The organism is Streptomyces sp. NPDC014861 (genome assembly GCF_043081625.1).
GTDB lineage: Bacteria > Actinomycetota > Actinomycetes > Streptomycetales > Streptomycetaceae > Streptomyces.
In genome coordinates this window covers 218,865-242,094 of sequence record NZ_JBIBWV010000009.1, presented here as the reverse complement: position 1 = coordinate 242,094, position 23,230 = coordinate 218,865, and the positions used below count along the sequence as shown (strand labels likewise).

20 protein-coding genes and 2 pseudogenes are annotated in these 23,230 nt (G+C 72.6%); 11 read left to right on the top strand and 11 right to left on the bottom strand.

What is annotated here, in order from left to right:
* Positions 1 to 180 (top strand): annotated as a pseudogene (locus tag ACF1BN_RS21070) (IS630 family transposase); the annotation flags it as partial.
* A 161-nt stretch (positions 181 to 341) separates the two neighbouring features.
* On the opposite strand, the gene ACF1BN_RS21065 reads toward ACF1BN_RS21070, so the two are convergent.
* The 3 genes from ACF1BN_RS21065 to bla all read right to left on the bottom strand — a co-directional run bounded on the left by ACF1BN_RS21065 (position 342) and on the right by bla (position 3,030).
* Positions 342 to 1,331 (bottom strand): DMT family transporter, encoded by a 990-nt coding sequence (locus ACF1BN_RS21065; RefSeq protein ID WP_392333093.1) that lies wholly within the window; start codon positions 1,329 to 1,331, stop codon positions 342 to 344.
* Between the two features lie 312 nt (positions 1,332 to 1,643).
* Complete coding sequence (locus tag ACF1BN_RS21060) at positions 1,644 to 1,916, bottom strand: hypothetical protein (protein ID WP_392333092.1); 273 nt, start codon at positions 1,914 to 1,916, stop codon at positions 1,644 to 1,646.
* 148 nt (positions 1,917 to 2,064) lie between these two features.
* Positions 2,065 to 3,030 (bottom strand): class A beta-lactamase, encoded by a 966-nt coding sequence (bla, locus tag ACF1BN_RS21055; protein WP_392333091.1) that lies wholly within the window; start codon positions 3,028 to 3,030, stop codon positions 2,065 to 2,067.
* A gap of 190 nt (positions 3,031 to 3,220) precedes the next feature.
* Here bla and ACF1BN_RS21050 point away from each other — a divergent pair, with 190 nt between their 5' ends.
* The 3 genes from ACF1BN_RS21050 to ACF1BN_RS21040 all read left to right on the top strand — a co-directional run bounded on the left by ACF1BN_RS21050 (position 3,221) and on the right by ACF1BN_RS21040 (position 6,239).
* The gene (locus ACF1BN_RS21050; RefSeq protein WP_392333090.1) at positions 3,221 to 4,204 is read left to right on the top strand and encodes a LysR family transcriptional regulator; all 984 of its coding nucleotides are present in this window, start codon (positions 3,221 to 3,223) and stop codon (positions 4,202 to 4,204) included.
* Positions 4,153 to 5,088: a serine hydrolase gene (locus ACF1BN_RS21045; protein ID WP_392333089.1), complete on the top strand. Its 936-nt coding sequence runs from the start codon at positions 4,153 to 4,155 to the stop codon at positions 5,086 to 5,088. Before ACF1BN_RS21050 ends, ACF1BN_RS21045 begins: the two co-directional genes overlap by 52 nt.
* 209 nt (positions 5,089 to 5,297) lie before the next feature.
* A complete protein-coding gene (locus tag ACF1BN_RS21040; protein WP_392333088.1) occupies positions 5,298 to 6,239 on the top strand; it encodes a phosphatase PAP2 family protein in 942 nt (313 codons plus the stop codon).
* A gap of 775 nt (positions 6,240 to 7,014) precedes the next feature.
* On the opposite strand, the gene ACF1BN_RS21035 is transcribed toward ACF1BN_RS21040, so the two are convergent.
* The 3 genes from ACF1BN_RS21035 to ACF1BN_RS21025 all read right to left on the bottom strand — a co-directional run bounded on the left by ACF1BN_RS21035 (position 7,015) and on the right by ACF1BN_RS21025 (position 8,129).
* Complete coding sequence (locus tag ACF1BN_RS21035; protein WP_392333087.1) at positions 7,015 to 7,206, bottom strand: hypothetical protein; 192 nt, start codon at positions 7,204 to 7,206, stop codon at positions 7,015 to 7,017.
* Between the two features lie 11 nt (positions 7,207 to 7,217).
* Positions 7,218 to 7,679 carry a DUF6003 family protein gene (locus tag ACF1BN_RS21030; protein ID WP_392333086.1) on the bottom strand — a complete coding sequence of 154 codons (462 nt, stop codon included), beginning with the start codon at positions 7,677 to 7,679 and terminating at the stop codon, positions 7,218 to 7,220.
* A 276-nt stretch (positions 7,680 to 7,955) separates the two neighbouring features.
* Positions 7,956 to 8,129: a CsbD family protein gene (locus ACF1BN_RS21025; protein WP_376595270.1), complete on the bottom strand. Its 174-nt coding sequence runs from the start codon at positions 8,127 to 8,129 to the stop codon at positions 7,956 to 7,958.
* A gap of 256 nt (positions 8,130 to 8,385) precedes the next feature.
* Between ACF1BN_RS21025 and ACF1BN_RS21020 the strand changes: the two genes are divergently transcribed.
* Positions 8,386 to 9,297, top strand: a complete 912-nt coding sequence (locus ACF1BN_RS21020) for a hypothetical protein (protein ID WP_392333085.1) — start codon at positions 8,386 to 8,388, stop codon at positions 9,295 to 9,297.
* 160 nt (positions 9,298 to 9,457) lie between these two features.
* Here the strand turns inward: ACF1BN_RS21020 and ACF1BN_RS21015 are convergent, their stop codons facing one another.
* Together ACF1BN_RS21015 and ACF1BN_RS21010 are read right to left on the bottom strand one after the other, a co-directional pair.
* Positions 9,458 to 9,712, bottom strand: a complete 255-nt coding sequence (locus ACF1BN_RS21015; RefSeq protein ID WP_392333084.1) for a DUF6479 family protein — start codon at positions 9,710 to 9,712, stop codon at positions 9,458 to 9,460.
* Positions 9,713 to 9,903: 191 nt separating this feature from the next.
* Positions 9,904 to 10,122, bottom strand: a complete 219-nt coding sequence (locus tag ACF1BN_RS21010) for a hypothetical protein (protein WP_392333083.1) — start codon at positions 10,120 to 10,122, stop codon at positions 9,904 to 9,906.
* A gap of 321 nt (positions 10,123 to 10,443) precedes the next feature.
* Between ACF1BN_RS21010 and ACF1BN_RS21005 the strand changes: the two genes are divergently transcribed.
* A complete protein-coding gene (locus tag ACF1BN_RS21005; RefSeq protein ID WP_387269883.1) occupies positions 10,444 to 10,917 on the top strand; it encodes a DUF5709 domain-containing protein in 474 nt (157 codons plus the stop codon).
* Between the two features lie 357 nt (positions 10,918 to 11,274).
* Here ACF1BN_RS21005 and ACF1BN_RS21000 read toward each other — a convergent pair whose 3' ends face one another.
* The gene (locus ACF1BN_RS21000) at positions 11,275 to 11,469 is read right to left on the bottom strand and encodes a hypothetical protein (RefSeq protein WP_392333082.1); all 195 of its coding nucleotides are present in this window, start codon (positions 11,467 to 11,469) and stop codon (positions 11,275 to 11,277) included.
* A gap of 451 nt (positions 11,470 to 11,920) precedes the next feature.
* Between ACF1BN_RS21000 and ACF1BN_RS20995 the strand changes: the two genes are divergently transcribed.
* The 4 genes from ACF1BN_RS20995 to ACF1BN_RS20980 all read left to right on the top strand — a co-directional run bounded on the left by ACF1BN_RS20995 (position 11,921) and on the right by ACF1BN_RS20980 (position 17,015).
* On the top strand, positions 11,921 to 13,240 hold the full coding sequence (locus ACF1BN_RS20995) for an MFS transporter (RefSeq protein ID WP_392333081.1): 1,320 nt from the start codon (positions 11,921 to 11,923) through the stop codon (positions 13,238 to 13,240).
* Between the two features lie 92 nt (positions 13,241 to 13,332).
* Positions 13,333 to 14,517 (top strand): PucR family transcriptional regulator, encoded by a 1,185-nt coding sequence (locus ACF1BN_RS20990; protein ID WP_392333080.1) that lies wholly within the window; start codon positions 13,333 to 13,335, stop codon positions 14,515 to 14,517.
* A gap of 424 nt (positions 14,518 to 14,941) precedes the next feature.
* Complete coding sequence (locus ACF1BN_RS20985) at positions 14,942 to 15,796, top strand: SGNH/GDSL hydrolase family protein (protein WP_392333079.1); 855 nt, start codon at positions 14,942 to 14,944, stop codon at positions 15,794 to 15,796.
* Between the two features lie 133 nt (positions 15,797 to 15,929).
* Complete coding sequence (locus tag ACF1BN_RS20980; protein ID WP_392333078.1) at positions 15,930 to 17,015, top strand: glycoside hydrolase family 19 protein; 1,086 nt, start codon at positions 15,930 to 15,932, stop codon at positions 17,013 to 17,015.
* A gap of 231 nt (positions 17,016 to 17,246) precedes the next feature.
* On the opposite strand, the gene ACF1BN_RS20975 is transcribed toward ACF1BN_RS20980, so the two are convergent.
* Positions 17,247 to 21,074: an FG-GAP-like repeat-containing protein gene (locus tag ACF1BN_RS20975; protein ID WP_392333077.1), complete on the bottom strand. Its 3,828-nt coding sequence runs from the start codon at positions 21,072 to 21,074 to the stop codon at positions 17,247 to 17,249.
* A 749-nt stretch (positions 21,075 to 21,823) separates the two neighbouring features.
* Positions 21,824 to 22,063 (bottom strand): annotated as a pseudogene (locus ACF1BN_RS20970) (aldo/keto reductase); the annotation flags it as partial.
* Between the two features lie 636 nt (positions 22,064 to 22,699).
* Here ACF1BN_RS20970 and ACF1BN_RS20965 point away from each other — a divergent pair.
* Positions 22,700 to 23,077 (top strand): hypothetical protein, encoded by a 378-nt coding sequence (locus tag ACF1BN_RS20965; protein WP_392333076.1) that lies wholly within the window; start codon positions 22,700 to 22,702, stop codon positions 23,075 to 23,077.
* Positions 23,078 to 23,230 lie beyond the last annotated feature (153 nt).

The window sequence follows — 23,230 nt, the reverse complement described above, 5'->3', positions numbered from 1 at the left end:
ACGCAGAAGAAGCTCAAGCGCGGCGTCCACCGCTCCGTCCAGGCCCTCGAACGCGACATCCGGGCCTGGCTCGCCGACTGGAACGAACACCCCAGGCCCTTCGTCTGGACCAAGACAGCCGACGAGATCCTCGACAAAGTCGCCGCCTACTGCCGACGAATCTCTGACTCAGGTCACTAGAGCCTGTCTGACAATTCCCGCCGGGTCCGGCCCGCCCGGCACGCACGCTCGCCGCACGGCCGGAGCGCCCAAGTAGCTCCGCTACGCGGGCGCCCCGGCCGCACGCCGATCGCACGCACCGGACGACCCGGCCTGATCCGACGTCAATTGTCAGACAGGCTCTAGGCCTTACGGGGCGCCGGCTCGCCCCCCGCTCCGTCCGCGTGCGCCGCGAGCCCGGGCTCCGTGCCGGCCCGGGCCGATCCGGTGGGGGCCGGGTCGGTGCCTCCCGACCGGGTCCGGCCGGTACGGGCCCCTCGCCGTTCGGGTACGGAGACGACGAGCAGACCGAGCAGCAGGAGCAGCGCGCCGGCGGCGGCCGACGGCCCCGGCCGCTCACCGAGCACCGCCACCCCGAGGACCGTCGCGACCAGCGGCTCGGTCAGGCTCAGCGTCCCCGTCGTCGCGGCGCTCAGCCTGCCGACCCCCCGGGTGAACAGGAGATAGCCGCCGGCGGTGGTGGCGAGCCCGAGCCAGGCGACGAGCCCGAGGGAGCGGGCCCCGGTCAGACCCTCAGGCGCCACCCACAGGTACGGAGAGACCAACAGCCCCGCCAGCAGGACGCTGACCGGGGCCGCCGTACCGAGATCGGCGCCGCGCGCGCCCAGCTCCTTCGTCACGGCGATGTAGACCCCGAAGCTCGCCCCGGCCACCACCCCGAACAGCACACCCGGCAGATCCGCGCGAGCCCCGCTGCCCGGCAGGAGCAACAGCCCGATCCCGGCGACGGCGCAGACCGTCCCCACCGTCCAGGCACGGCCCGGCCGCTCGCCGGACAGCACCCGGGCGCAGATCCCGCTGACCACGGGCACGGTCCCGAACGCCACGGCCGTCGCCAGAGCCGCCCCGCTGCGCTCGACCGCCTGCAGGAAGCAGACCTGGAACGCCGCCGTCACCAGCACGCTCAACCCCAGCCACCGCCCCACCGACGGTCGGCGCAGCGAGCGCAGACCCGCCGCCCGCACCGTCACCAGACTGAGCGCCACCCCGCCCAACAGCATGCGCGCGGCCCCCAGGGCCACGGGGTGCACCCCGGTATCGGCCCAGAGCTGAGCGGGACCGACCGTCCCCCACAGCACAGCCGCCGCCAGCACGGACGCCACTGCTCCCACGAAGATGCCCCCTCGACCGCCTTCCGGACACGGCGAACGTATCGGCAGCGGACCAGGCGGCCCCAGTGACCGAAAGCCCGACAAACAGAGGTGTTCTGACGGCCCGTCCGGTGTCATCGCACCAACGCGGGCGGGGCGAGCGGGGCGCCGTCCGAGCGGAGCGCTGTGCCGGGCGGGGCGCACCCCGGCCCGTTCACCCGACCCACCAGCACCGCCCCGGCCGGAGACCGTCCCCCCACACTCCAGGTACGGAAGGGGGACGGCCTCCGGCCGGGGCGGTACCGGCGAGGCCGGGCCGGCGCGGCCCGGGGTTCAGGAGGAGACGACGAGGGCGCCGAGGATCATGCCTCCGACCATGCCCACCGCGGCGACCACGATCGCGGGCACGGCGAGCCGCTCGTGCTGGACGGTCTTCGCGACGATTCCCAGCACCACGCCTATCAGACCGAAGACGATCGGCAGGAACAGGAGCGCCACCACGCCGAGCACCATGGCGATGATGCTCAGCACGTTGCCGCTTGCCGCGGGCGCGGGCGCGCCGTAGTGCTGCTGTCCGGTGGGCTGGTTGCTGTGCTGCGTCGTCATCTGCCTCTCCTTCGCGAGCGGTCACCCGAACCGATCCACTCGGCCCGGTCCTTCCACGCCCGGGTACCCCGAATCCCGCACCGCACCCCCACGGATCCCCGCCGGCGCCCTCAACCGCCCACCTGCCCCCGACGGCAGGCGCCGCGACTCAGCGCAGCGCCCCCGCCACCACCGACGCGGCGCGCGCGATCAGCCGGTTGTCGGGGTCGGCCTCCCGCTCGGAACGGGTCGACAGGATCGCCATCACGATCGGCGCCCCGTCCGGCGGCCAGACCACGGCCATGTCGTTGCGCCCGCCGTACGTCGTCGCCGTCCCCGTCTTGTCCCCGACCACCCACGTGTCGGGCACCCCGGCGCGGATGGTCTCGTCGCCCGTCAGATTGGTCTTCAGCCAGGTCGTCAGCCGCTCCCGCTCCGGCGCCCGCAGCACGTCCCCGAGGACGAAGGCGCGCAGGTCCCGGGCGAGAGCCCGTGGTGAGCTGGTGTCCCGGACCTCGCCCGGTCGCCAGTCGCCGAGCTCCGGCTCGATCCGGTCCATCCGCGTCACCCCGTCGCCGAGCGAACGCAGCACCGCCTGAAGCCCCTTGGGGCCGCCCAGCTCCTCGAAGAGCAGATTGCCCGCCGTGTTGTCGCTGTGGCGGACGGCGGCGTCGGCGAGGGCGTCCAGCGTCATCCCCGTACCGACGTGCTTCTCCGTGACCGGCGACGGCTCGACCAGCTCCTCCTTCGTGTACGTCACCACCCGCTCCATCCCGTCGAGACCCTCCTCGCGCAGCACGGCGCCGGCCGCCAGCGCCTTGAAGGTGGACGCGTAGGGGAACCGCTCACCGTCCCGCCAGGCGATCTCCCGCCCGGTACCGGTATCGATGGCGTACACCCCGAGCCGGGCATCGAACGCGCTCTCCAGCGCCCGGAACTCCCGTCGGTACGACGCCGTCGCCTCCTCCGCCCGCGGCGTCTCCGCCGACGCCCGGACCTCCGCCTGCGTCTGGGGCCGGGCCTGTACGGGGGTGGCCTGCGCCCGTGCCGCCGGCTCCGCGCACGCGGTCAGCGGTACGAGGGTGAGCGCGGCGGCCAGCCCGGCGAGGGCGCCCCTGACACGGCTGTGCTGCATGATCCTGACCTCCGGAAGCGCCCCCGGTCAGGGGCGCGTCGGGGCCGGCCCGTACGGCGCCGGCCCGATTCCTGTGATGGGTTCCCGACCACTCTGATCCCGCACCTCCATACGGTCCAATGCCGCCGCGCACCGATCCATGCGGAATCGGCATGGAAGGAGACGAGCGGCGGCGCCTATGCTGCAGACCATGGATCTGCTGGCAGCCAGCCGCGCCTTCGTCAGTGTCAGCGAGCACGGCGGCTTCACCGTCGGGGCGACGGCGGCCGGCATGTCGCAGCCGGTGGCCAGCCGCCGTGTCGCCGCACTGGAGGAGCACGTGGGGGAAAGGCTCTTCGAGCGCACCTCGCGCCGCGCCGTCCTCACCCCGTTCGGCCGCGATCTGCTGCCCGCCGCCCGAGCCCTCGTACGCGCCGCCGACGTCCTGCTCCACGAGGCCGAGACCGCACGGCGCAGACCCTGGCGGATCGCGGTGCCCGCCGTCTGTGCGACGGCGGCCATGGCCCGGCTCGTCGCCGACGCCCGCGCCCTCGGCATCGCCCTCGACCTGCGCCCCGCCCCGCCCTCCGAGCGCCAGGAGCTGGTGCGGGCCGGGCGGGTACGGGCCGCGGTCCTGGCGGTGCCGCCCGACGAGGCGGTCTGGTCCGTTCCGCTGGGCGCCGCCACGGCCACCGAACCCGCCGTACGCCGCCTCTGGCTGGAGACCCTCCGGCCGGGCCGCACCGACCAGCGCCCGGCCAGACGCCTGTGGATACAGCCCGAGGACGACGTGCCGCACATCCGCGACCCGCTCGCCCGGCTGCGCGACGCGACCGGACTGCGCCCCGCGCAGCTCGCTACGGCCACCGACCTGACCCAGGCGGTGGCCGAAGTCCTGCACAGCGACGACCTGTTGCTCTGCTCGCCCGGCGAGGCCGCGCGCCTGGGCCTGCACTGGCGTCCGCTGGGCGAACTCTCCCCGGCCCGCGGATTCGCCCTCGGCGCGCCGGACGGCGGCGATCCCCACACCACGACCACCCGCCTGGGCCGCGCCCTCGCCCGCTGCCTGGAAGCGCACGACGCCCCGGCCCCCGGCCACCACGGCCCCGAACCGACAGCGGACCGAAAGGCACCCGAAGGCCCATGCACGCCCCCCGCCTCGCCTCCCCCTCCCACACCACCGCCGACAGCCTGATCGACGAGGTGCGGCGGCAGTTGTCCGACGGCGGGCTGCGCGCCTGCCTGCTCGTACGCGACCTGCGCACCGGCCGCGAGATCGGCATCGACCCCGACACCGCCCTCCCCTCGGCCTCCCTGGTCAAGGTCCCTCTCGCGGTGGCGACCTTCGAACGGATCCGGCGTGGCGAACTCGACGCCGCCGCCCCCGTCGACGTCGCCCCGGGACGCAGCACCGTCCTCGGCCCCACCGGTCTCACCCGCTTCCGCCACCCCGCCCGGATCGCCGTCGAGGACCTGCTCTACCTGAGCACGTGCCTGAGCGACGAGCGGGCCGCCGACGCGCTGTTCGCGCTCACCCCGCCCGCCCAGGTCACCGCTCTCCTCAGGGAGTTCGGCATCCACGGCATCACCGTCCGCCACACCGTCGACGAACTCAGCGACACCCCCGTGGAACGCTTCGACCCCGCCCAGGCCCACCTCGCCCACGCCCTGGCCATCGACGCGGGCACGAGCGGCCGCGGCCACCGCGTGCCGCAGCTCGACACCACCCGGGCCAACACGGGCAGCGCCAGGGCCTGGACCGACCTCCTCCAGGAACTGCGCTCACCCAGCGCCCTGCACCCCGACGTGGCCGAGGCGGTCCGCGGCCTGATGCTGCACAACGTGCTCCGCCAGCGCCTCACCCCCGACTTCGCCTCGGACGCCACCACCTGGTGGTCCAAGACCGGCACCCTGCTTCACCTCCGCCACGAGATCGGCGTCGTGGAGCACGCCGACGGCGCCGCCTACGCCGTTGCGGTCCTCACCGAATCCATGGTCCCGGCCGCCGCACAACCCGGCGCGGACGCCCTGATGGGCCAGGCGGCCCGCACCCTGCGCGACCACCTGCGCCACGTCTGACCGACCCGCACCCGAGCCCGCCACGCCCGACCGTGCCGCGTCGCCGCCCCGGTCGCCGCCCACCCCCGGCCGCCCACCCCCGGCCGCCCGCCCCCGGCCGCCCACCCGCTCCGCCGCCCCGCAGGCTCCCGTCCCCGGCGGCGAGTCCTCGGCCGGGAGAGGGCAGGGGCGGGGCGCATCGACGGCGCGCGACGGGCAACAAGGGGCCCATGACGACTGAAAGCGGCGGGGCCGCGAGACGGGTAGGTGTGCTGTCCCTGGTGGCCGTCCAGGCCGTCACGATGGCGGCACTGGGACTGCTGGTGACCCGTGAGGCCGGAGCCGACGGGTCTCTCGACGGGGAGGACGGGATCGTCCGCGTGCTCGCCGGGCACCGCGGCCCGACCGCAGACTGGGTGTCGGGCTGGCTGTCCGTCCTCGCCAACACCCCGGCCGTGGTCGGCGTGACCCTGTTCTGCGTTCTCGCGCTGCTCCTCCTCCCACCTGTCCGGCGCTGGCCCGAAGCCCTGTTCCTGGGCGGATCGGTCGCGGTGCAGTCGGCCGTCTTCCTCCTCGTCACGACCCTCGTGAACCGGCCCCGTCCCGATGTCCCGCGCCTGGACGGAACCCCGCCCACCTCCAGCTTCCCTTCGGGCCACGTCGGTGCCGCGCTCGCGCTGTACGGAGGACTGGCCGTCCTGGTCCTGACCCGGACCCGCAGCCGCTGGCGGTACCCCGCCGCCGGCATCCTGTTGCTTGTGCCGCCCGCTGTCGGACTCTCCCGGATGTACCGGGGCATGCACCATCTCTCCGACGTGGCGGGCGGGCTGCTCAACGGCACCCTCACGCTCCTCGTGATCGGCGCGGTCTGCCTGGCGGGCCGCCGCACCCCGGGCGACACCCGGCACCGGCACGGTGGCGGCACCCGGCCGGCGCGTACGCCCGCGACCCCCGCCCCCGGGGAGACCGCGCAGCCGCCCCGTACGCCCGCGGTCTCCGGAGCTGCGACGCCCCCGCGGTCGCCCCGCTCGACCGCGGTCCCCGCCACCGCGACGCCCGCACCGCCGCCCCGCCCGACCACGGCCACCGGCGGGAGTTCCGCCGCCGGGCCTTCCGTCGCCGACCGTCCCCGCGGCGGGCGCGCCCCGATCGTCCGCCACCCTCCTGCCTGACCGGACGCGCCGGCAGCCCGGGGCCGGGCCATGCGCCCGGGCCAAGGCGTATCGGAGCACCGGTGGATGTCGGCTTCTCGATCGGAGCCCCTCCCGGCACCCGCCCCCACCAGATGGGGATCGTGATGCTCCACGACCATGCGGGCGCCCTCGGTCCGGAGACACATGCGATGACCCGGCGAGGGGGAGTGGAGCGGAGGCCGCGCGCCGATGGGACGTGGCGTGACCGCGACGGCTGCGTGTCGCCGTCGCGCGGCGCCGGAGCGGTCGGCGGGCTCTGTTCACGACAGATTCGGTTCTGGCCCGACCTCTGTGGAGCGGTGACGATCAGCCACGGACGAGGGCATGAGCTGTGTGAGTGATCACGGGTCCCGCCGGCCTGACGTGGCCATGAGCGTGTCGATCCAGGGGTGTGGATCGTACGGCCGATGTCGTCGTCCCACCCGGGAGGGGAGACCGTGGTCCGGGTGGTCCGGGCGTCGCGGCCCTGGACCTCACGAGCGGCCGCGGCCGTGGAGGGCCGGAGGGCGCCCTCCCCTGTCGGCGATGTCCGAGGCGGCTCGGCGACGGCCCCGGCAGCGTCCGGCGGCCCGGCCCGCAGCCCCGCCACCTCCGCCTCTACTCCCTTGGCGGTGCCTGGCCCCCACCGGTCTCCTCCGAGACGGCGAAGGTCCAGGCCCGGCCGACCTCGCCGCTCGCGGCCGCCTCCCCACCCGCGCTCCCGCCGCCGGCATCGCCACGGGAACGGACGGGCGACGAGTGCGCGAGGGTGCCCCTACTGGGCGCGTGCTCCCGCACGGCCGGGCTGCCGGCTTTCACGCTCCTGATGCCCGTCGTCCGTCGTGGCGTTCGGCTGGGTGGGGGAGGGGAGGGCGATCCGGGTCTGTCCCTCGATCGGTGGCGGGGTGGGCTCGCCGAGCCGGTTCTCGACCTCTCGGAGTCGCGTGCGCGTCTCGTCGCTCGTCATGCCTCCTCCTCTCACCTCCGCTGCGGAACCGGATCCGCAGGGCGTTCCTGCCCCCGCGCCGCCGATGCCACGGTCCCGGCGTCCTCGCCGGTGAGTTCGACGATGCGGTGCGGCGGAACCCCGACGGCCGCGGCGCGCGCCAGCAGGGCGTCCCGCTCGCCCGCGCAGTCGCGGTAGGCCAGGAGCTCGTCCTCCACACGGGCAAGGGCGCCCGGCATCAGCGCGTGGCGCAGCTGGTTCAGCTCCTCGTCGGTCAACGGGACGGGCAGCTTCTCCGCATCGTGGGGGATGGCTCCCGTCTCCTCCGGCGGCAGAAGCCTGACGCCCGGGGAGGCGGCGGTGACACCGTGCGCGTCGAGCCAGGCCCGCACGGCGGGCATCTCCAGGCATCCCAGGTCTTTCACAACGGCGACGGAAGCGCCCAGTGGTGTCGCCGGGTCGCCCACGAGGAACAGGTAGGCGTCGTCGGTCATGCTCGTCCCCTTCACAGAAACGATGGTCGTGTGAGGTCCCCGTCTACCCCCTCCGGCGCGAACCATCACAGCTCCGGCCCACTCCTGTCGGGACAGGTGCAAGGCGCCGGTACGCAGGAAGTGAGGGCCGTACTGCCGTGGGGCGTCCGCCGGCGCCCGGAGTCGGCGCCGTGGCGTTGCCCCGGAGGTGAGGCCCGTCGTGCGGCCGGGCATGGCGCGAGGCCCCGACCGGGGGGAATGGTCGGGGCCTCGCGGGTACTTGCGGGGTTTCCGGTTCTACCGTCGGAAGGTGTCCTTGATGTCCTCCTTGGCCTGGCGGGCGTTGCCCTTGGCCTGATCGGCCCGGCCTTCGGCGGTCATCCGCTCGTTGCCGACAGCGCGGCCGACGGTCTCCTTGACCTTGCCCTTCGCCTGCTCGGCGTGAGCCTTGCTCTTCTCCGTGCCCGACATCGGGACCTCCTCGTGACGTAACCGGATTGGTCTTGACCGCCTCCTGCTCCCGATCTCGACGCGTAAACCAGAAAGTCATCGGACCGCCTCGGACGACGTCGTCTCGATCGCTCGGTGCCCCGAACGGGGGGTGGGGCCGCCCTCCGTCGTTGCGACGCCTCCGTCGATTCGGCGTGATGTGACCGTCGGTGGTCGCGTGGGCGGTACCGGCGGCGGGCAGACCCTCACCGGGCCCGTCCTGGTCCCGTGAGGGGGAATGCGCGCGATGGATGTGATCGGCGGCTGGCCCGAAGTGGTGCCCGGGCTTGTCCTCGTGGTGCTGTCGCTGGGGGCGCTGGTGCGCTTCTGGCGGGCGGAGGAGAAGGACTGGCAAGAGCTCGCCGCGAGCGCCGGTCCGGTCCGGCCTCCGGCCGTGGGCCTGTCGCTGTACGAGATCGCCTATCTTGCGCAGGGGTACCGCGTCGACCCGGTCGGGCTGGTGGCCCTGGTCGTGATGCATGAGCAGCAGCGGGTTCGACTCGTCGACAAGGAGTACGGCTCCTACCGCTACCGGATCGTCGACCCGGTGGCTCGCGACGAGGTGGAAGCCGTGGTCCTCGACCTGCTCGCCGAAACCGACGGCCGTGTCCCCACCGCCCTCGACATCCAGCGCCGGCGCCCCGACGTGCTCAAGAACCTGCACCGGCAGCTCGTCGTGGACGGCTATCTGTGCGAGCGAGGTCTGCCCGCCGGCCTCGCCCCCGACGCCACGCAGGTCACCGAGTGGAGGGCCGAGCGGACCCGCGCGCGCCGCCGTCACGCCCTCCTGCTGGTCGTGCTCCTGACGCTGGGAGGCGCGGCCGCGGTGCTTCTCGGCGCCTGGGCGCCGCTCGCCCTCCAGGCCGTCGCCCTCCCGGCTCTGGCCGTCTGGAGGGAACGGACGCGGACCCCGCGGAGCTGGGGCGTCACCCGAGCGTGCGAGGACGCGGTGAGCGCCGCGCGCGCCGTACGGCCGGCGTCGAAGGAGGAGGCACTGCTCAGGCGGGTCGCGTTCAGCGGACTGAGAGACCTGCCGAAGGGACACGCGCTCGTCCCGTGCCCGCGACCGCCGGACCCGCCCCGAGAGCAACCGCGCGAGGAACCGCCCCGCTTCATCGACTTCAACCCGCCCGGACTCGGCGGGCTGTGACCCGACGCGGTGGGTAGGAACACGGGCCGGTGGTCCACCTGCTGGAGTGTCCGCTCGTCGCACGGAGGCCCCCGGACGGCACCCGCCGCGCCGGGGGCGACGGCGCCCCGGGTGCGCGCGTACGGACCACCGTCCGTTTCGCCGACCCGGAGCGATCGGGTCAGCGCCGTCCGGGCGCCACCCGCTCGGTGCGTCCCCACAACTGGTGCGGACGGAGCCGGTGCTTCTGGTCGTTCCGGGGAACGACCAGAGCGCGGCGGAACTCCGAGGTGACGCCCGGAAGCCGGTCGGTCACCGGGCGGCGGGGCTGTTCCTCGGGAAGGGGCGGCGACGTCGCCGCGGCGTGCAGCCGCGCACCGAGGACGAAGCCGGCGATCAGCACCGTCACGACGATCAGTCCGATGAACATGTGCATGAGAACCTCCAGGGAGACTGGGGGACACCTGACTCCTCTACGGCCCCGCCACCTGCCGCGGATGCCGTGATTCCGTTTCACCACCCGATCGGCCCGATCCGCGCCGCCCCGACGTGCGGAGGAGCCCTTCCCGCGGGCCGACCGCTCGGACGCCCGCTACGCGTGTCGCCACCCGCCCCCGACGGACGCGATCAGGGGAGGGGACGCGGCCCGACCTGCTCCGGATCCTGGTCACGGACCTCCGCGAGCCGGTCCGTGCGCCACGTCCTCGCGCCGCACCGCGGCGGGAACGTGGGGAAGACGTGTCCGGCCACGTCGATACGCCAGAGGTGACCCTCCGCGCAGTCGCAGACGTAGGCCCCCGCCGCGGGGGTGTAGTCACCGGGGCTGAAGAGATCGAGCGATGCCATGGCGTTCCTCGGTGTCTCGAAGGGGTGTGGAGCCTTCACGGCGCGTTCTTCACCGCCCGCCACGCCGTCGGATGCGGAAGCGGTGACGCATCCCCCGAAGGGCCGACGGGCGTCTGCCCCGTCCGTTTCGCCTGATCAAGCGCGGGAAGCCGCCCCAGGGGATGATCGAGACAGGCGGACCGGCCGGTGAGGAGCCGAGCAGGCGCCGAGCGCGAGGCGCTGAAGGGAGCAAGGTGCGCCCGGAGCGCGGAAGGGCTCCGTCGACGCGCCAGGCCCTCTCGTCCGACCACGAGCCCGGAGCAAGGGCGGAAGGAGTACGCGATGAGCGAGAACCCGATGGCGGACGACGCCTATCAGCCCACGGGCGCCGACGACGAGCAGGAGGACGCGGCGCCGCTGGATCTGCAGAACGCCGTGGACGAACGCACCTACGACGACATGCTGGACGAGGGCTACTCGCCCCCCGAGAAGCCGCTGGGCGTGACCAAGCACGGCACGACGGCCGAGGAGCAGCGGGCCGGTGAATCCCTTGACGAAAGGCTGTCGCAGGAGGTTCCCGATGTCGTGGAGCCCGAGGGGGACGGCCTGGGAGACCTGCCCGGCGGGGAGGGAGAAGCGATCGACTCCGAAGTGGGCACGCGCCGTGCCGGGCGCCTGCTCGCGCCGGACGAGGGTGCCCGTGGCGACACCACCAAGGAGCTGATCGCCCGGGACGAGGGCATCGACGGAGGCGCGGCGAGCGCCGAGGAGGCGGCTGTCCACGTCGTCGAGGACGAGGAACCGGACGTGCCGTGAAGCCGAGGACGGGGGACCGGACGTGGCGTGAAGCCGGGGATGAGGGACCGGACGTGGCGTGAAGCCGAGGATGAGGGACCGGACGTGTCCCGAGGGTGACGTCGTGGCGCGGCGAGCCTTCCCCGCTGCGCGGCACCGGCTGCGCGCGATCCGCCCCAGGACCCGACAGACGCGTCAGAAGGCCTGCTCGGCGCGGCGGACCTCGTAGCCGGGGTTCCCCCGTCCGGGAGTCGAGGAAGTCGCTGAGGAGGGCGCCGGCCGCCCCCGCCCGGGGTCCACCGGCACGCGCGACTCCCGCTCGCCGCCCCCGATCGGTCGGGCGCAGGCTCTCACGCTTCGGTTCGCGCGCGCAGGGTGTCATCCGCGTCGTCTGGTGCACAGGGCGAGGCCCCACATGCCGAGGGAGAGGGCGCCGAGGCCGGCGAGGACGAGCGGGACGATCCTGCTCGGCCCCTCGGCCGCGAGCCCCTGGACCAGGGCCAGGACGGTCGCCACCACGGTCACCAACAGGAAAAGCTGGATCTTGGTCTTCGGGCTCACTGTTCGGCTCACTGTTCGCGCTCCCGCCCTGATGCCGGTTGAAGAAGGGGACTTTCCCTGTGCCCCCGCGCCGCCGGATGAATCCGCCGAACGCACCTCGGCGCCACGAGACCGCGGCCGCGCACCCGGGGGCCTGCGCATTCCCGCCGGCCGTGTGCGACTGCACTCGGGATTCAGCCGGGAACGGGGCCGCGTCGCTCGGACCCCGTACGAGCCCGACGCGCGAGGTGAGGACATCCCCCAGGACCGGCGGCGGCCCCTTCCGCCCCGCGCGCCCACGGGTGCCGGTGCCCACCGGGACAGGGGGCACGTTGGGCATTTGCACATGGCCGGATTCCGCTGTTGTCGTTGAGGCTGTCCACCACGAGCACAACGTGCCGCATCAGCCCTGACACGGAACGTGGTGCGCATCCCATCCGATCGAGACGTTCTGCGGGCATTCGTGTGCGCAGAAAGGACTGTCATGCCCTTTGACTCCGAGGCACAGCACGCGGCGGTGACCCGCAGGGCGATCGTGCGGCTGCTGCCCGTACTGGGTCTGGCCTATTTCATGTCCTACGTGGACCGTACCAACGTGGCGCTGGCCAAGACGCAGTTGGAGGCGGACATCGGCATCAGCGCCGCCGCCTACGGGCTGGGCGCCGGTGTGTTCTTCATCAGCTACGCCCTGCTGGAAGTCCCGAGCAACCTCGTGCTCTACCGCATCGGAGCCCGGGCGTGGATCGCCCGCATCGCCGTGACGTGGGGCCTCGTCTCGGCGGCGATGATGTTCGTCCAGGGCGAGCCGTCGTTCTATCTGCTGCGTTTCGCTCTCGGCGCGGCTGAGGCGGGGCTGTATCCGGCCCTCATGTACACGGTGACGCTGTGGTTCTCCCAGCGCTACCGGGTCAAGGTCGTCGGCCTCATCTACACCGCTCCGGCTCTGGCCTCCATCGTGGGCGCCCCGGCAGGCGGCGCCCTGATGGGTCTGGACGGGGCGGCGGGGCTGCACGGGTGGCAGTGGCTGTTCCTCGTGGAGGGGCTGGTCACGGTGGCGGTCGGCGCTGTCGTGTGGTTCGCGCTGCCGAGCCGACCGCAGGACGCGCGCTGGCTGTCCGCCGAAGAGGCGGCACTGTTGTCGGAGCGGGCGGCGGGCGCCCCGTCACCGCACCGTCTGCGGGGCAACATGAAGCTCGCCTTCGGCCGACCGGTCGTGCTGGTGCTGGCAGCGGTGTACTTCGTGAACCAGCTCGTGGCGTCCGCGGTGGGCTTCAATCTGCCGGCCATCGTGGAGGGGCTGGGCGTGGAAGGGCCGACGAACATCGGCCTGGTCACCGGCAGCATCGGTGTGGCGGTCCTGGCCGGTGTGCTGTTCTTTCCGTGGCTGCACGGGCGGATCGGCAACGACACCGGTCTGATCGTCCTGTGCGCCGTCGCCGGGACGGCGGCCCTGGCCGGGTTCTTGTTCACCGATGCCGTCGCGGCGCGGTTCACGCTCCTGTTCGTGGCGAACTTCTTCCTCATGGGCACACTGCCGATGTTCTGGTCGGTCGCCATGTCGAGGATGTCGGGACTGATGGCCGCCGTGGGGCTCGCGTTCATCAACACCGTCGGACTCCTGGGCGGGTTCTTCGGACCCTTCGTCTTCGGCATGCTCGAGGAGAGCGCCGGAAGCGAGAGTGCTCCGTTCGTGTTCGTCGTCCTGGCCGGGACGGTCGGCGCGGCACTGGCGACACTGCTGCGGTATCTGGTGCGCGCGCAGGACCGTGCTCCCGCACAGCCGCAGGTGCTGGCGGGAGTGTGACGGCCGTGCGCCCGCCGGACGGACACGGCCCTGCGGAACGCGCGGGTGGCACCGCGCGTTCCGCGGGCCGTGCCGGGGCCTATGGTGCATCCATGGACGAGGGGCTGGAGCTACGCCGAGAGCTGGCGCTGACGCTGCTCGGGAACATCGACGAGCTGATCGGCCGCCTCGCGGAGGACATCTACGCGCACAGCTCCACCTACGCCAGCGGGAGCCCTGTCTCCCGGGAGGATCTGCAGCGCACGCTGCGGGGCAACATGGAGATCGCCCTGCAGGAGTTCGGCCGCCTCCCCGCCGGGCAGCAGTCCTTCGAGGCGGTGGCGGCGGAGAACGGGCGGCTGCGGGCGGAGCAGGACGTCCCGCTGGCGACGGTCCTGCAGGCCTATCGGCGTGGCGGGCGGGTGCTGTGGCAGGCGATGGCCGACTGGATGCGCGACCGTTCCCCGGCGCACCAGGCCCTGGTGGGTGACATGGCCGGCGCCGTGTGGGAGACCATCGACCGCTTCTCCTCCGCCATGGCGGACGCCTACCGACTGCGGATGCTGGAGCTGCAGCATCAGGAGTCGTCCCGGCGAGGAGCGTTGTTCGAGGCGCTGTTGGACGGTCGGGCCGGGGACCCCGCGGTCGCCGGTGCGGCCGCCGCGGCCCTGGGTGTTCCCCGCCAGGACCGCTTCGCGGTGGTCGTCATCGCGCAGGACGCGCACGACGTGGGCTCGCCGCCCGATCCCGCGCCGGCGCTGAAGGCCTGGGGGATGTGGTCGTTCTGGCGTCCGCGCGCCGACACGGTGGCGGGGTTGGTCCGGCTTCGCACGGCGGACCCCGCGGATCTCGCGGCGTCGCTACGCGCCCACCGGGTCGGCAGGGCGGGCATCTCACCCCCGTTCGCGGAACTGGCCGGGGCCGCTCAGGGCCTGCGTCTGGCGCGGCGAGCCTTGGACACGCTGCCGCGCAGCAGCGGCGAGGTCGCTTCGCTCGACGACCGCCTCGTGCACGCCGCGCTCGGTGCCGAGCCCGAGATCGCGGACCGCCTCACGGCACGCTACCTCGACGGTGTGCTGAGCAACGGGACGGAGCGCGAGGTCCTTCTCACCACCTTGCGTACCTGGCTGGACTCGGGCTGCTCGGCGTCGGAGGCGGCCGCCCGGATGTACTGCCATCGCAACACGGTCCTCAACCGCGTGGCGCGCGTCTCCGAGTTGACGGGGTGGCCGTCCGACTCGGGCGAGGCACGTCTGGGGTGGGCGCTCGCGCTGCGGGGCCTCGAACTGGACGGATAGCCCCAGGAGTCGGCCGCCAGGCAGCCGGTCGTCCGAGCGTGGCTGGAGCTGAGCCGAGCCGCGGTCCCTGTCCCTACCGATCTTGGTCGGCGGGGCGCTCGGGTGCGTCGTCATCCTGTGCCTGACGGCCTGTGGGCGCGGGGGGCCCAGTGCCGGTGGTGGGGGCCGAGGGTCCTGGTAGGGCGTCCGCGTCATGGGCGCCGACGCGCAGGGGCCGGCGCCCATGACGCGGACGTGTCGTCTGGGCGTCTGCACATGGTCGCCGTCCGGCGCGGCGACCGAAGCTGGGGCGGTCCCACCACGTCGTCCTGTGAAGCGTCGAAGAACCGCCGTGCGGTCGCGTATCGCGTTCATGGCCACGGCACACAGCCCTCGCCGGCGCGTCCAGGACCGCCCCGCCGACCCACCGGAAAGGCATCACCCCGTGAAGAAGCCGAAGCACACCTGGCTCACCACCGCCCTGCTCACGATCACGGCGCTCCTGGCGCCACCCACGCACGCCTTCGCCACCGACGAGCCGCTGCGGTACGTCGCCCTCGGCGACTCCTACGCGGCCGCCCCCCTCGTACGGCCCCTCGACCCCTCCAATGTCGGCTGCCTGCGCTCGCTGGCCAACTACCCGCACGTGACCGCACAGCTCCTCGGCGCCGACCTGACCGACGTCACCTGTTCCGGTGCCACCGCCGACGACTTCACCGGCTCCAAGCTCGGGACACCGCCCCAGTTCGAGGCGCTGACGGCCGACACCGACCTCGTCACCGTGACCATCGGGGCCAACGACGCCGAGCTGTTCCGGCTGCCCCGAGCCTGCGTCAACACCCTGCCCCCGCCGTTCGGCACCAGCTGCGCCGCCACGTCCATCCTCTGGGGAACCGACCGGTACGCGCGGGCCATCGACGCGTGGGCCCCCACCTTCGACGACACCCTGCGCACCGTCCGAGCCGAAGCACCCCACGCGAAGATCGTCGTCGTCGGCTACGGCACCTACCTCCGTCCCGGCGGCTGCTTCCCCTCGCAGCCGTACTGGAGCCAGGACGCCGACTACATCCAGGCGCGGATCGGCCGGCTCAACGGCGTCCTCAGCGGCGCCGCGGCCCGGCACGGCGCGCACTACGTCGACACCGCCGCGATCAGCGCGGGCCACGACGCGTGCGCCCCGGCGGCCGACCGGCACATACAGAGCGCCCTTTCCCTGGCGGACGGCGCGCCGCTGCACCCCACGTCGGCCGGCTCCGCCGCCTTCGCGCGGGCCATCGCCTCAGTCGTGGCCGACGACTGAGGCCGCCGCCCCTCCGACCGGACGGGGGCGCACACCGGCGACACCGCAACAAGAGTTGGTCTAGACCTTGACAGGTCCAGACCAATGAGTTTCAGTCAGAGCGAATCGACCACCCCATCGAAGGAGTGATCACATGCCCGGACGAAGAATCTCGGCGTTCCTCGCGGCGCTGGCAGTCGCCGTGGGAGCCGCCGTCCTGGGGCCCATGTCAGCCACCGCGTCGGCCGCGGCCTGCGCGACGAGCTGGAGTTCGTCGGCCGTCTACACCGGCGGGATGGCGGCCTCGTACGGCGGGCGCAACTGGCAGGCCAAGTGGTGGACGCAGGGCGAGACGCCTTCGACCGCGGGGTCCGGAGTCTGGGCCGACCAGGGTTCGTGCACCGGCGGCACCGGCGGTGGAGGCGACGGCGGGACGACCGGCTGCGACCACCCCGCCTGGACCGCCGGCCGCACGTACACCGCCGGTGACATCGTGAAGTACACCAACGGCAACTACTACAAGGCGTCCCACGACAACCCGGGATACGACCCGGTGATCAGCACCTGGTACTGGGACCCCTACACCTGCGGCGGTGGCGGCGGCACGACGCCGCCGGACGGGTCGTTCGTCGTGAGCGAGGCGCAGTTCAACCAGATGTTCCCGAGCCGCAGCTCCTTCTACACCTACAGCGGCCTGACCGCCGCGCTCGCCGCCTACCCCGGCTTCGCCAACACCGGCGGCGACACCGTGAAGAAGCAGGAGGCCGCGGCCTTCCTCGCCAATGTCAGCCACGAGACAGGCGGTCTCTTCCACGTCGTCGAGCAGAACACCGCCAACTACTCGCACTACTGCGACACCGGCCGCCCCTACGGTTGCCCGGCCGGCCAGTCCGCCTACTACGGACGCGGTCCCATTCAGCTGAGCTGGAACTTCAACTACAAGGCGGCCGGTGACGCCCTGGGCATCGACCTGCTCAACAACCCCAGCCTCGTGCAGAACGACCCGGCGATCGCCTGGAAGACCGGGCTGTGGTACTGGAACACCCAGACCGGCCCCGGCACCATGACCGGCCACAACGCCATCGTCAACGGAGTCGGCTTCGGCGAGTCCATCCGCTCCATCAACGGCTCCCTGGAGTGCGGCGGCAGGAACCCCGCCCAGGTCCAGAGCCGGATCACCAAGTACCAGCAGTTCACGCAGATCCTCGGAGTCCCCACCGGCAACAACCTCAGCTGCTGATCACACCCCCCTTCGCCCCGGGCCGCGTGCGGCACCACGAACAAGCCGCGCGCGGCCCGCTCCTCGGCGCCGGACAGTGCGAGGAGGAAGCGGGCAAGGAGCAGAAGGCTCTCCCGGTACGGCTCGACCGCCGGCCGGCCCGCCTCCACCACCGTGCCGTGCGGCGGGCGTCCCGGCGGAGCAGGGGAGGGAGCGGTCCGATCAGGACCGCCCCCTCCCCTCTCCGAGCGGTCAGATGTGGACCTGGCTGCCCGGCACTCCCCCGCCGGTGGCGATCGTCCCCAGCGCCGACCAGCCGCCGCTGAGCGCCGCCCCGCTGTTGAGCCACGCCTGGACGGAGCCGTCGGCCGCGACCGTCAGGTAGTCCGCGCGCCCGTCGCCGTTGGCCTCGGCGAACAGGACGGTCGTGCCGGGCGGTGCCAGGGCGGGTGCGTACCCGCCGAGCGCCGTCCAACTGCCGAGGCCCTTGTTGGCCCATGCCTTGACCGACCCGTCGGCCGCGACGGCCAGATAGTCGGCCCGGCCGTCGGCGTCGAGGTCCGCGAACCGGACCGTCGCGCCCGGTGCGCCCGTTCCGGTGGCGATCTGCCCGGCGGCACTCCAGCCGCCGTTCCCGTTGCCGCCCTGGTTGATCCAGGCCTTGACCGACCCGTCGGCGGCGACGGTCAGGTAGTCCGCGCGACCGTCCGCGTCGAGGTCGGCGAGCCGGACCTGGTCGCCGGGGGCGCCCGTGCCGGAGGCGTAGGTCCCCACGGAGGTCCAGGCCGTACCGGTGCCGTTGTTGATCCAGGCACGTACCGAGCCGTCGGCGGCAACGGCGAGGTAGTCGGCCCGGCCGTCGGCGTCGAGGTCCGCGAAGCGCACCTGGTCCCCGGGTGCGCCCGTCGCCGCGATGACCTGGCCGAGCGACGTCCACTGCCCGGCGGTTCCCGTGCCGAGCCAGGCCCTCACCGATCCGTCCGAGGCCACCACCAGATAGTCGTCCTTGCGGTCCGCGTTGATGTCGGCGAACCGGACCTGCGAGGCCGGGACCCCGGCACCGGTGGCGTACGTCCCGAGGGACGTCCAGCCGCCGCCACCTACGCCGCCGCCGTCTCCTCCCTTGTTGAGCCAAGCGCGGACCGCGCCGTTCGCGTCGACCACGACGTAGTCGGCGCGGCGGTCGGCGTCGAGGTCCGCGAACCGCACCGAGGAGCCGGGCGCGCCCGCACCGGAGGCGATCTGTCCGGCCGAGGTCCAGCCGGCTGTTCCGGTGCCTCCCTTGTTCAGCCAGGCCCGTACCGCGCCGTTCGCGTCGACGGCCAGGTAGTCCGCGTATCCGTCGGCGTTGACGTCCGCCAGGCGCACCTGGTCGGCGGGGACACCGACACCGGAGGCGATCTGGCCGGCCTCGCTCCAGCCGGCGGTACCGGTGCCGCCCTTGTTCAGCCAGACGCGCAGCGCGCCGTTCGCGTCGACCACCACGTAGTCCGCGTACCGGTCCCCGTCGACGTCGGCGAACCGTACCTGTCCACCCGCCAGCGTCACTCCGGAGGCGATCTGTCCGGCCGAGGTCCAGCCGGCTGTTCCGGTGCCTCCCTTGTTCAGCCAGGCCCGTACCGCACTGTTCGGGTCGACGACCAGATAGTCCGCGTACCCGTCGGCGTTGATGTCGGCGAACCGCACCTGTCCGCCGGCGAGCGGCACCCCGGAGGCGACCTGCCCCGCGTCGGTCCAGCCCCCGCGGCCGTCGCCGCCCTTGTTCAGCCAGGCCCGCACCGCACCCCCGGCATCGACGGTCAGGTAGTCCGCCCGCCCGTCCGCGTTCAGGTCGACCTGGTAGTCGCCCAGGCCGGCGCGGGGCGGGGCCGGCCGCACCGTCACATGCGTGCTGATCCAGCCGCCGCGCGCGACACGCGCGATGCCCTCGGCGAAGACACCGGCCATCTTCACGTAACCGGCGTCGTTCGGATGCAGCCGGTCGCGCAGGTCACCGGTGGTGAGCGCACCCATGCTGACGTGGGCGACCTTGTGCCCCTGCGCCTGCCGGGCCGCGACGATGCCCGGGATCTGCGCGTTGTACGCGTCGATCCTGGCCTGCACCACGGAGGAGGTCGACGGGACGAGGGAGGCGACGACGACCGTGGTCTGCGGTGACGCGGCGAGTATCTGGTCGATGAGAGCGGCCAGCCGTGCCGGGGCGGTGGACACCTGGTGGCCGCGGTCCATGTCGTTGGTGCCGATGTGCAGCAGCACCACGTTCGGCTTCGCCGCCTCCATCCACGCGTCGATGTTCGCGGCGATGCCGTCGATCAGCCAGCCGGAGTGGCCTTCGTGATCGGTGTCGGGCAGGACGCCGTGCTTCTGCGAGCCGACGAAGTCGAGCTGGTCCGCACGCGGGACCAACTGCGGCCACAGAGCCGCCCGGTAGCTGGAGCGGGTGCTGCTGCCGGCGCCCTGGGTGATGGAGTCGCCCAGCGGCATGACGGTCAGGTTCGGGACATGCCAGTTCTCGGTCTGGGTGTCCGGGGTGCCGCCGAAGCCGGGCGTGTCCCGGTGGTCCTCGTACTGGTTGAGCGCGTCGACCGCGCTCTTCGGGTCGCCCGCGGTGGTGGCGTCGACCGCCACGAAGTTCGGCTTCTTGCGGGCGGCCGGCGCACAGAAGCGCTGGGCACGGTTGAGGATCTTGGCGTTGTCGTTGCCGGGCGTCACGCCGATGGGGGCGTCCCGGAAGTGGTTCATCACGAAGAGCCGGCGGTACTTCGGCTCCTCGTACGAGAGCGGGTACCTGTCCCACCGGGTCCGGCACGTCCAGTCCGAGTTCCCGGTCGGCGCGCCCATCGACCAGTAGTTCTCGACGGTCCACTCCTGCTGGAAGCCGATCCCCAGGCTCTTCTTGTCGTCCCGGTCGGACAGCAGGAGCAGCCGGTTGTTCTTGGCGACCAGTTCGGACAGCTTGGGCCAGCCCTTCTCCTTGACGTTCCAGACGGGCGACGACGGGTCGAAGACCAGACCGTCGAGCTGCCCGCCCGGACCGAGATCGTCGCCGACCTCGGCGATCATGTCAGCCTCCGAGGCATAGTCCTCGAAGAAGACGGTGACGACCTCCCGCCTGTTCTCCTCGGCCTTGAGGAACTCGGCGATCGTGGTGAAGATCTCCGACAACGGCTGGGACGTCGGAGGACACAGATCCGCGTCCTGGCCCAGCGGATGACACACCCGGACCCTGCCGTTGCGCTGGTAGGTGTCCACCATCAGACCCCGGACCCCCTGCCTCAGCTGCGCGGAGATCGGCAACAGCTGGTTCTGGCTCGGGAAGGGCTGGGGGAGTCCCATGTCGATGTTGTTGTTGAACGCGTTGTGCGCGGTCAGGAACGTCATCTGGTCGAACGTCGGATCCGCGGGCATCGCCCGGCGAGGGGCCTCCACCGGGGAGACGTACCAGAGCTGCCCTTCGCCCTCGCTCCGGGCCGTGGCGAACGTGACGTCGCTGCTGACGGAACGGTCCCGGGGCGTCTGAAGGAACTCCTGGTAGCCGGAAGGACGGATCCGGTACCGCTCCCCCTTGACCTTCTCGAACACCCAGTCCGTGCCCGACCCGGCACAGTCCCGGAAGGCGAGTCGCGCCTCGCCCTCGCTGTTGGAGTCCCGGCCCATACAACGGTCGCCGCTGGTACGGCTCTTCACCTTGTACGTGCCGTCTCCGGCGGGAGACTCCTGGAGGTACCACCACTGGTCCGACTCGTCGCCCTTGGGCGGCGCGACACGGAACAGGAGTTCCGAACCGGATATCTGCCGGCCGCCACCACCCTGGCCCAGGTTGTCGTCACCGACGCTCTGGAGCACCACGGTCGTGTTCGTCGGCGGCCCGTCCACGGGGAGCGCGGCGACCGCGGGTGCGGGAGCGACGGAGGCCGCCACACCACTGACGAGCAGCGCCCCCGCCAGGGACAGGGCCGTGGCCCGGACGGCCGCACGCAGGCGGTGACGGCGAGGGCGTCGTGGGCCGGCGAGTGCCGTCACGGGGCCGGCGGGAGGTGAGGCATGTGCCTCGCCCCAGGCGTGCCGGAAGCGTCGCATGTCGGGGTCCTTCTTCTGGGAGGCGAATCCCGCGCCGTCGAGCGCGAGCGGCGCCCAGTCTCATGACCTCCGCTGACGTTCCACTCATGCCCTGCTAACGACGGGCCGACAGACGGGCCTCTTCGGATCGCACCGCCGGAGGCCTCCCTGGTGAGGCGTCATGGGACCTCGTTCTGACGACAGTTGTACGGACGAGCCGCGACCGGTCGAGGTTGCGGGCGCGCGGTCTCGCCCGCGTCCTACCAGAGCGTGCCCGGTCCCGCGATGACCCAGCCGGCCTCGACAGGCTTGACCCAGAAGCTCAATGCCACCTCGATGATCCGCGCGCGGTATCTGATCTCCACATAGCAATGGCTCCCGGTCTCGCCCCAGTGGAAATCTGCGAGATCGAGGTCACCGAGCCAGGAAAGATCCCGCTCCCAGCCGTCGCCGGCAGGGTCTGTGCCCGCTTCCTCCCCGTCGGCGCCTGCGTCGACGGACCCCGTCCACAGCGACGTGAGCACATGAGGGACGGCGCTGTGGTCGACGAGCTGTTCGGCCTCGGAGATCCTGCCGGCCCGCAGCAGGCCGAAATAGCAGCGAACGACCGCTTCGACGTCCGCCTCGGCGGGGTGCTCCGTCCAGATCCTCACCGCTGGATCATACGAGTCCGGAAGCTGCCCGAGTCCGGGCCGGCCGGTTGGGGGACCGGAGCTGTGCGCCGCCGGGCTCGTACGCGACAGCCCTGTGTGTGCCTGTGCCTGTGCCTGTGCCTGTACAGACAGCCGGTCGAGGCGCTCGCGCTGGGCCGGAGCGAGGCGGAGGTCCGCCGCGGCAAGGTTCTCCTCCAGGTGGTCGATCCGCGCGGTGCCCGGGATCGGGAGGATGACCGGCGAGTGGCCGAGGAGCCAGGCGAGCGCGACCTGAGTGGGGGTGGCACCGCTCTCCGCCGCCACGGAGGCGATCTCGGCCCGCGCGCCCGAGGCCCCGGCCGCGACGGGCCGCCACACCCCCAGCTCGACAGCCCGCCGGGCGACCGCGAGGGACGCCTCACGGTCGGATGCGGGCTCGGTCGGCAGGCGCATGGCTCCGAACCCGAGCCGCTGTACACCCAGATCCCCGCCGATGCGAAAAGTTGTCGATTCCATCCGCTGTCACATTCCCCTCGCTCAAGGGGCCACGCTGACAGCGCAGTTGGCCATGACGCCGATTCATCCGCGAGGCCGACCGCCCGTCGGCGCCGAGGCGGTCGACAGCCCCGGCCAGATCCGCGGCCGCACCTCGGGCCGATGATGAACGGGTCCCCTCGAAGCTGAGCAGGAGGGCGATGTCGGCGCGGCCGAATGTCGGGCCTACCGGGTCCCGGCGCTCTCCCCGCCGGGTCTTCTCCGGGGCACGGACCGCCGTGCGACCATCACAGGGAGAGGGCGCGGTCGCCCGCCGGAGGGGAGAACAGAGTGAGCGTGGAAGGTCCGGAAAGCTGGTCCGGCTGGGCGGGCCGAACCGTGGAGGTTCCCGCCGACCGTGCGAGCGGACCGACTCTGCTGGAGGTGCGGGGCGGCCTCACATCGCGTTTCCGCTTCTACCCGGCGACCGGTGGCCGTTCCACGGGCGACACTCTGGTGACCACCGTCCGCGGACGGCGGATGCGTGTCGTTCTTCCCGCCGACGCGTCGGGCTTCACCGTGGAACGGATCGCGGTGAGTGACGGAGCGAGCGGATTCCAGCGCTGGCACGCGCGGATCGTCGGCGCGGAGGCCCTGCCCGCGCTCACCTCGAAGGAGCGCGAGGGGAAGTTCACCGAAACGTTCGGCTACTTCCAGCCCAAGCGCTACTACGAGGACACACGCGTCCTTCGTTACGAGTTCGAGAGCCAGGGCAGCGTGACCTACCACCTCGCGACCGGCGGCAGACCGGTGGAGATCCCCCACTATCCGCCCCGTCCCAAGGGAACACTGCCGCTACCTCACCACGGGTACGTCACCATCTCCAGTCCGGACAAATGGAGAGTTTCCCTGGTCTGAACCGGAACACCATGTCACCCGGTGCATCGCCGGGCCTCGGCGAGGCAGGCCCACAGGGTGGCGGCGAGTTGCTCGTCGGTCTGCGCCGCCGTAAAGGTACTCCGACCGGGACCTCGCCCCCTCGGGACCGCCCGTGCGTCTGCGGGGCGTGCG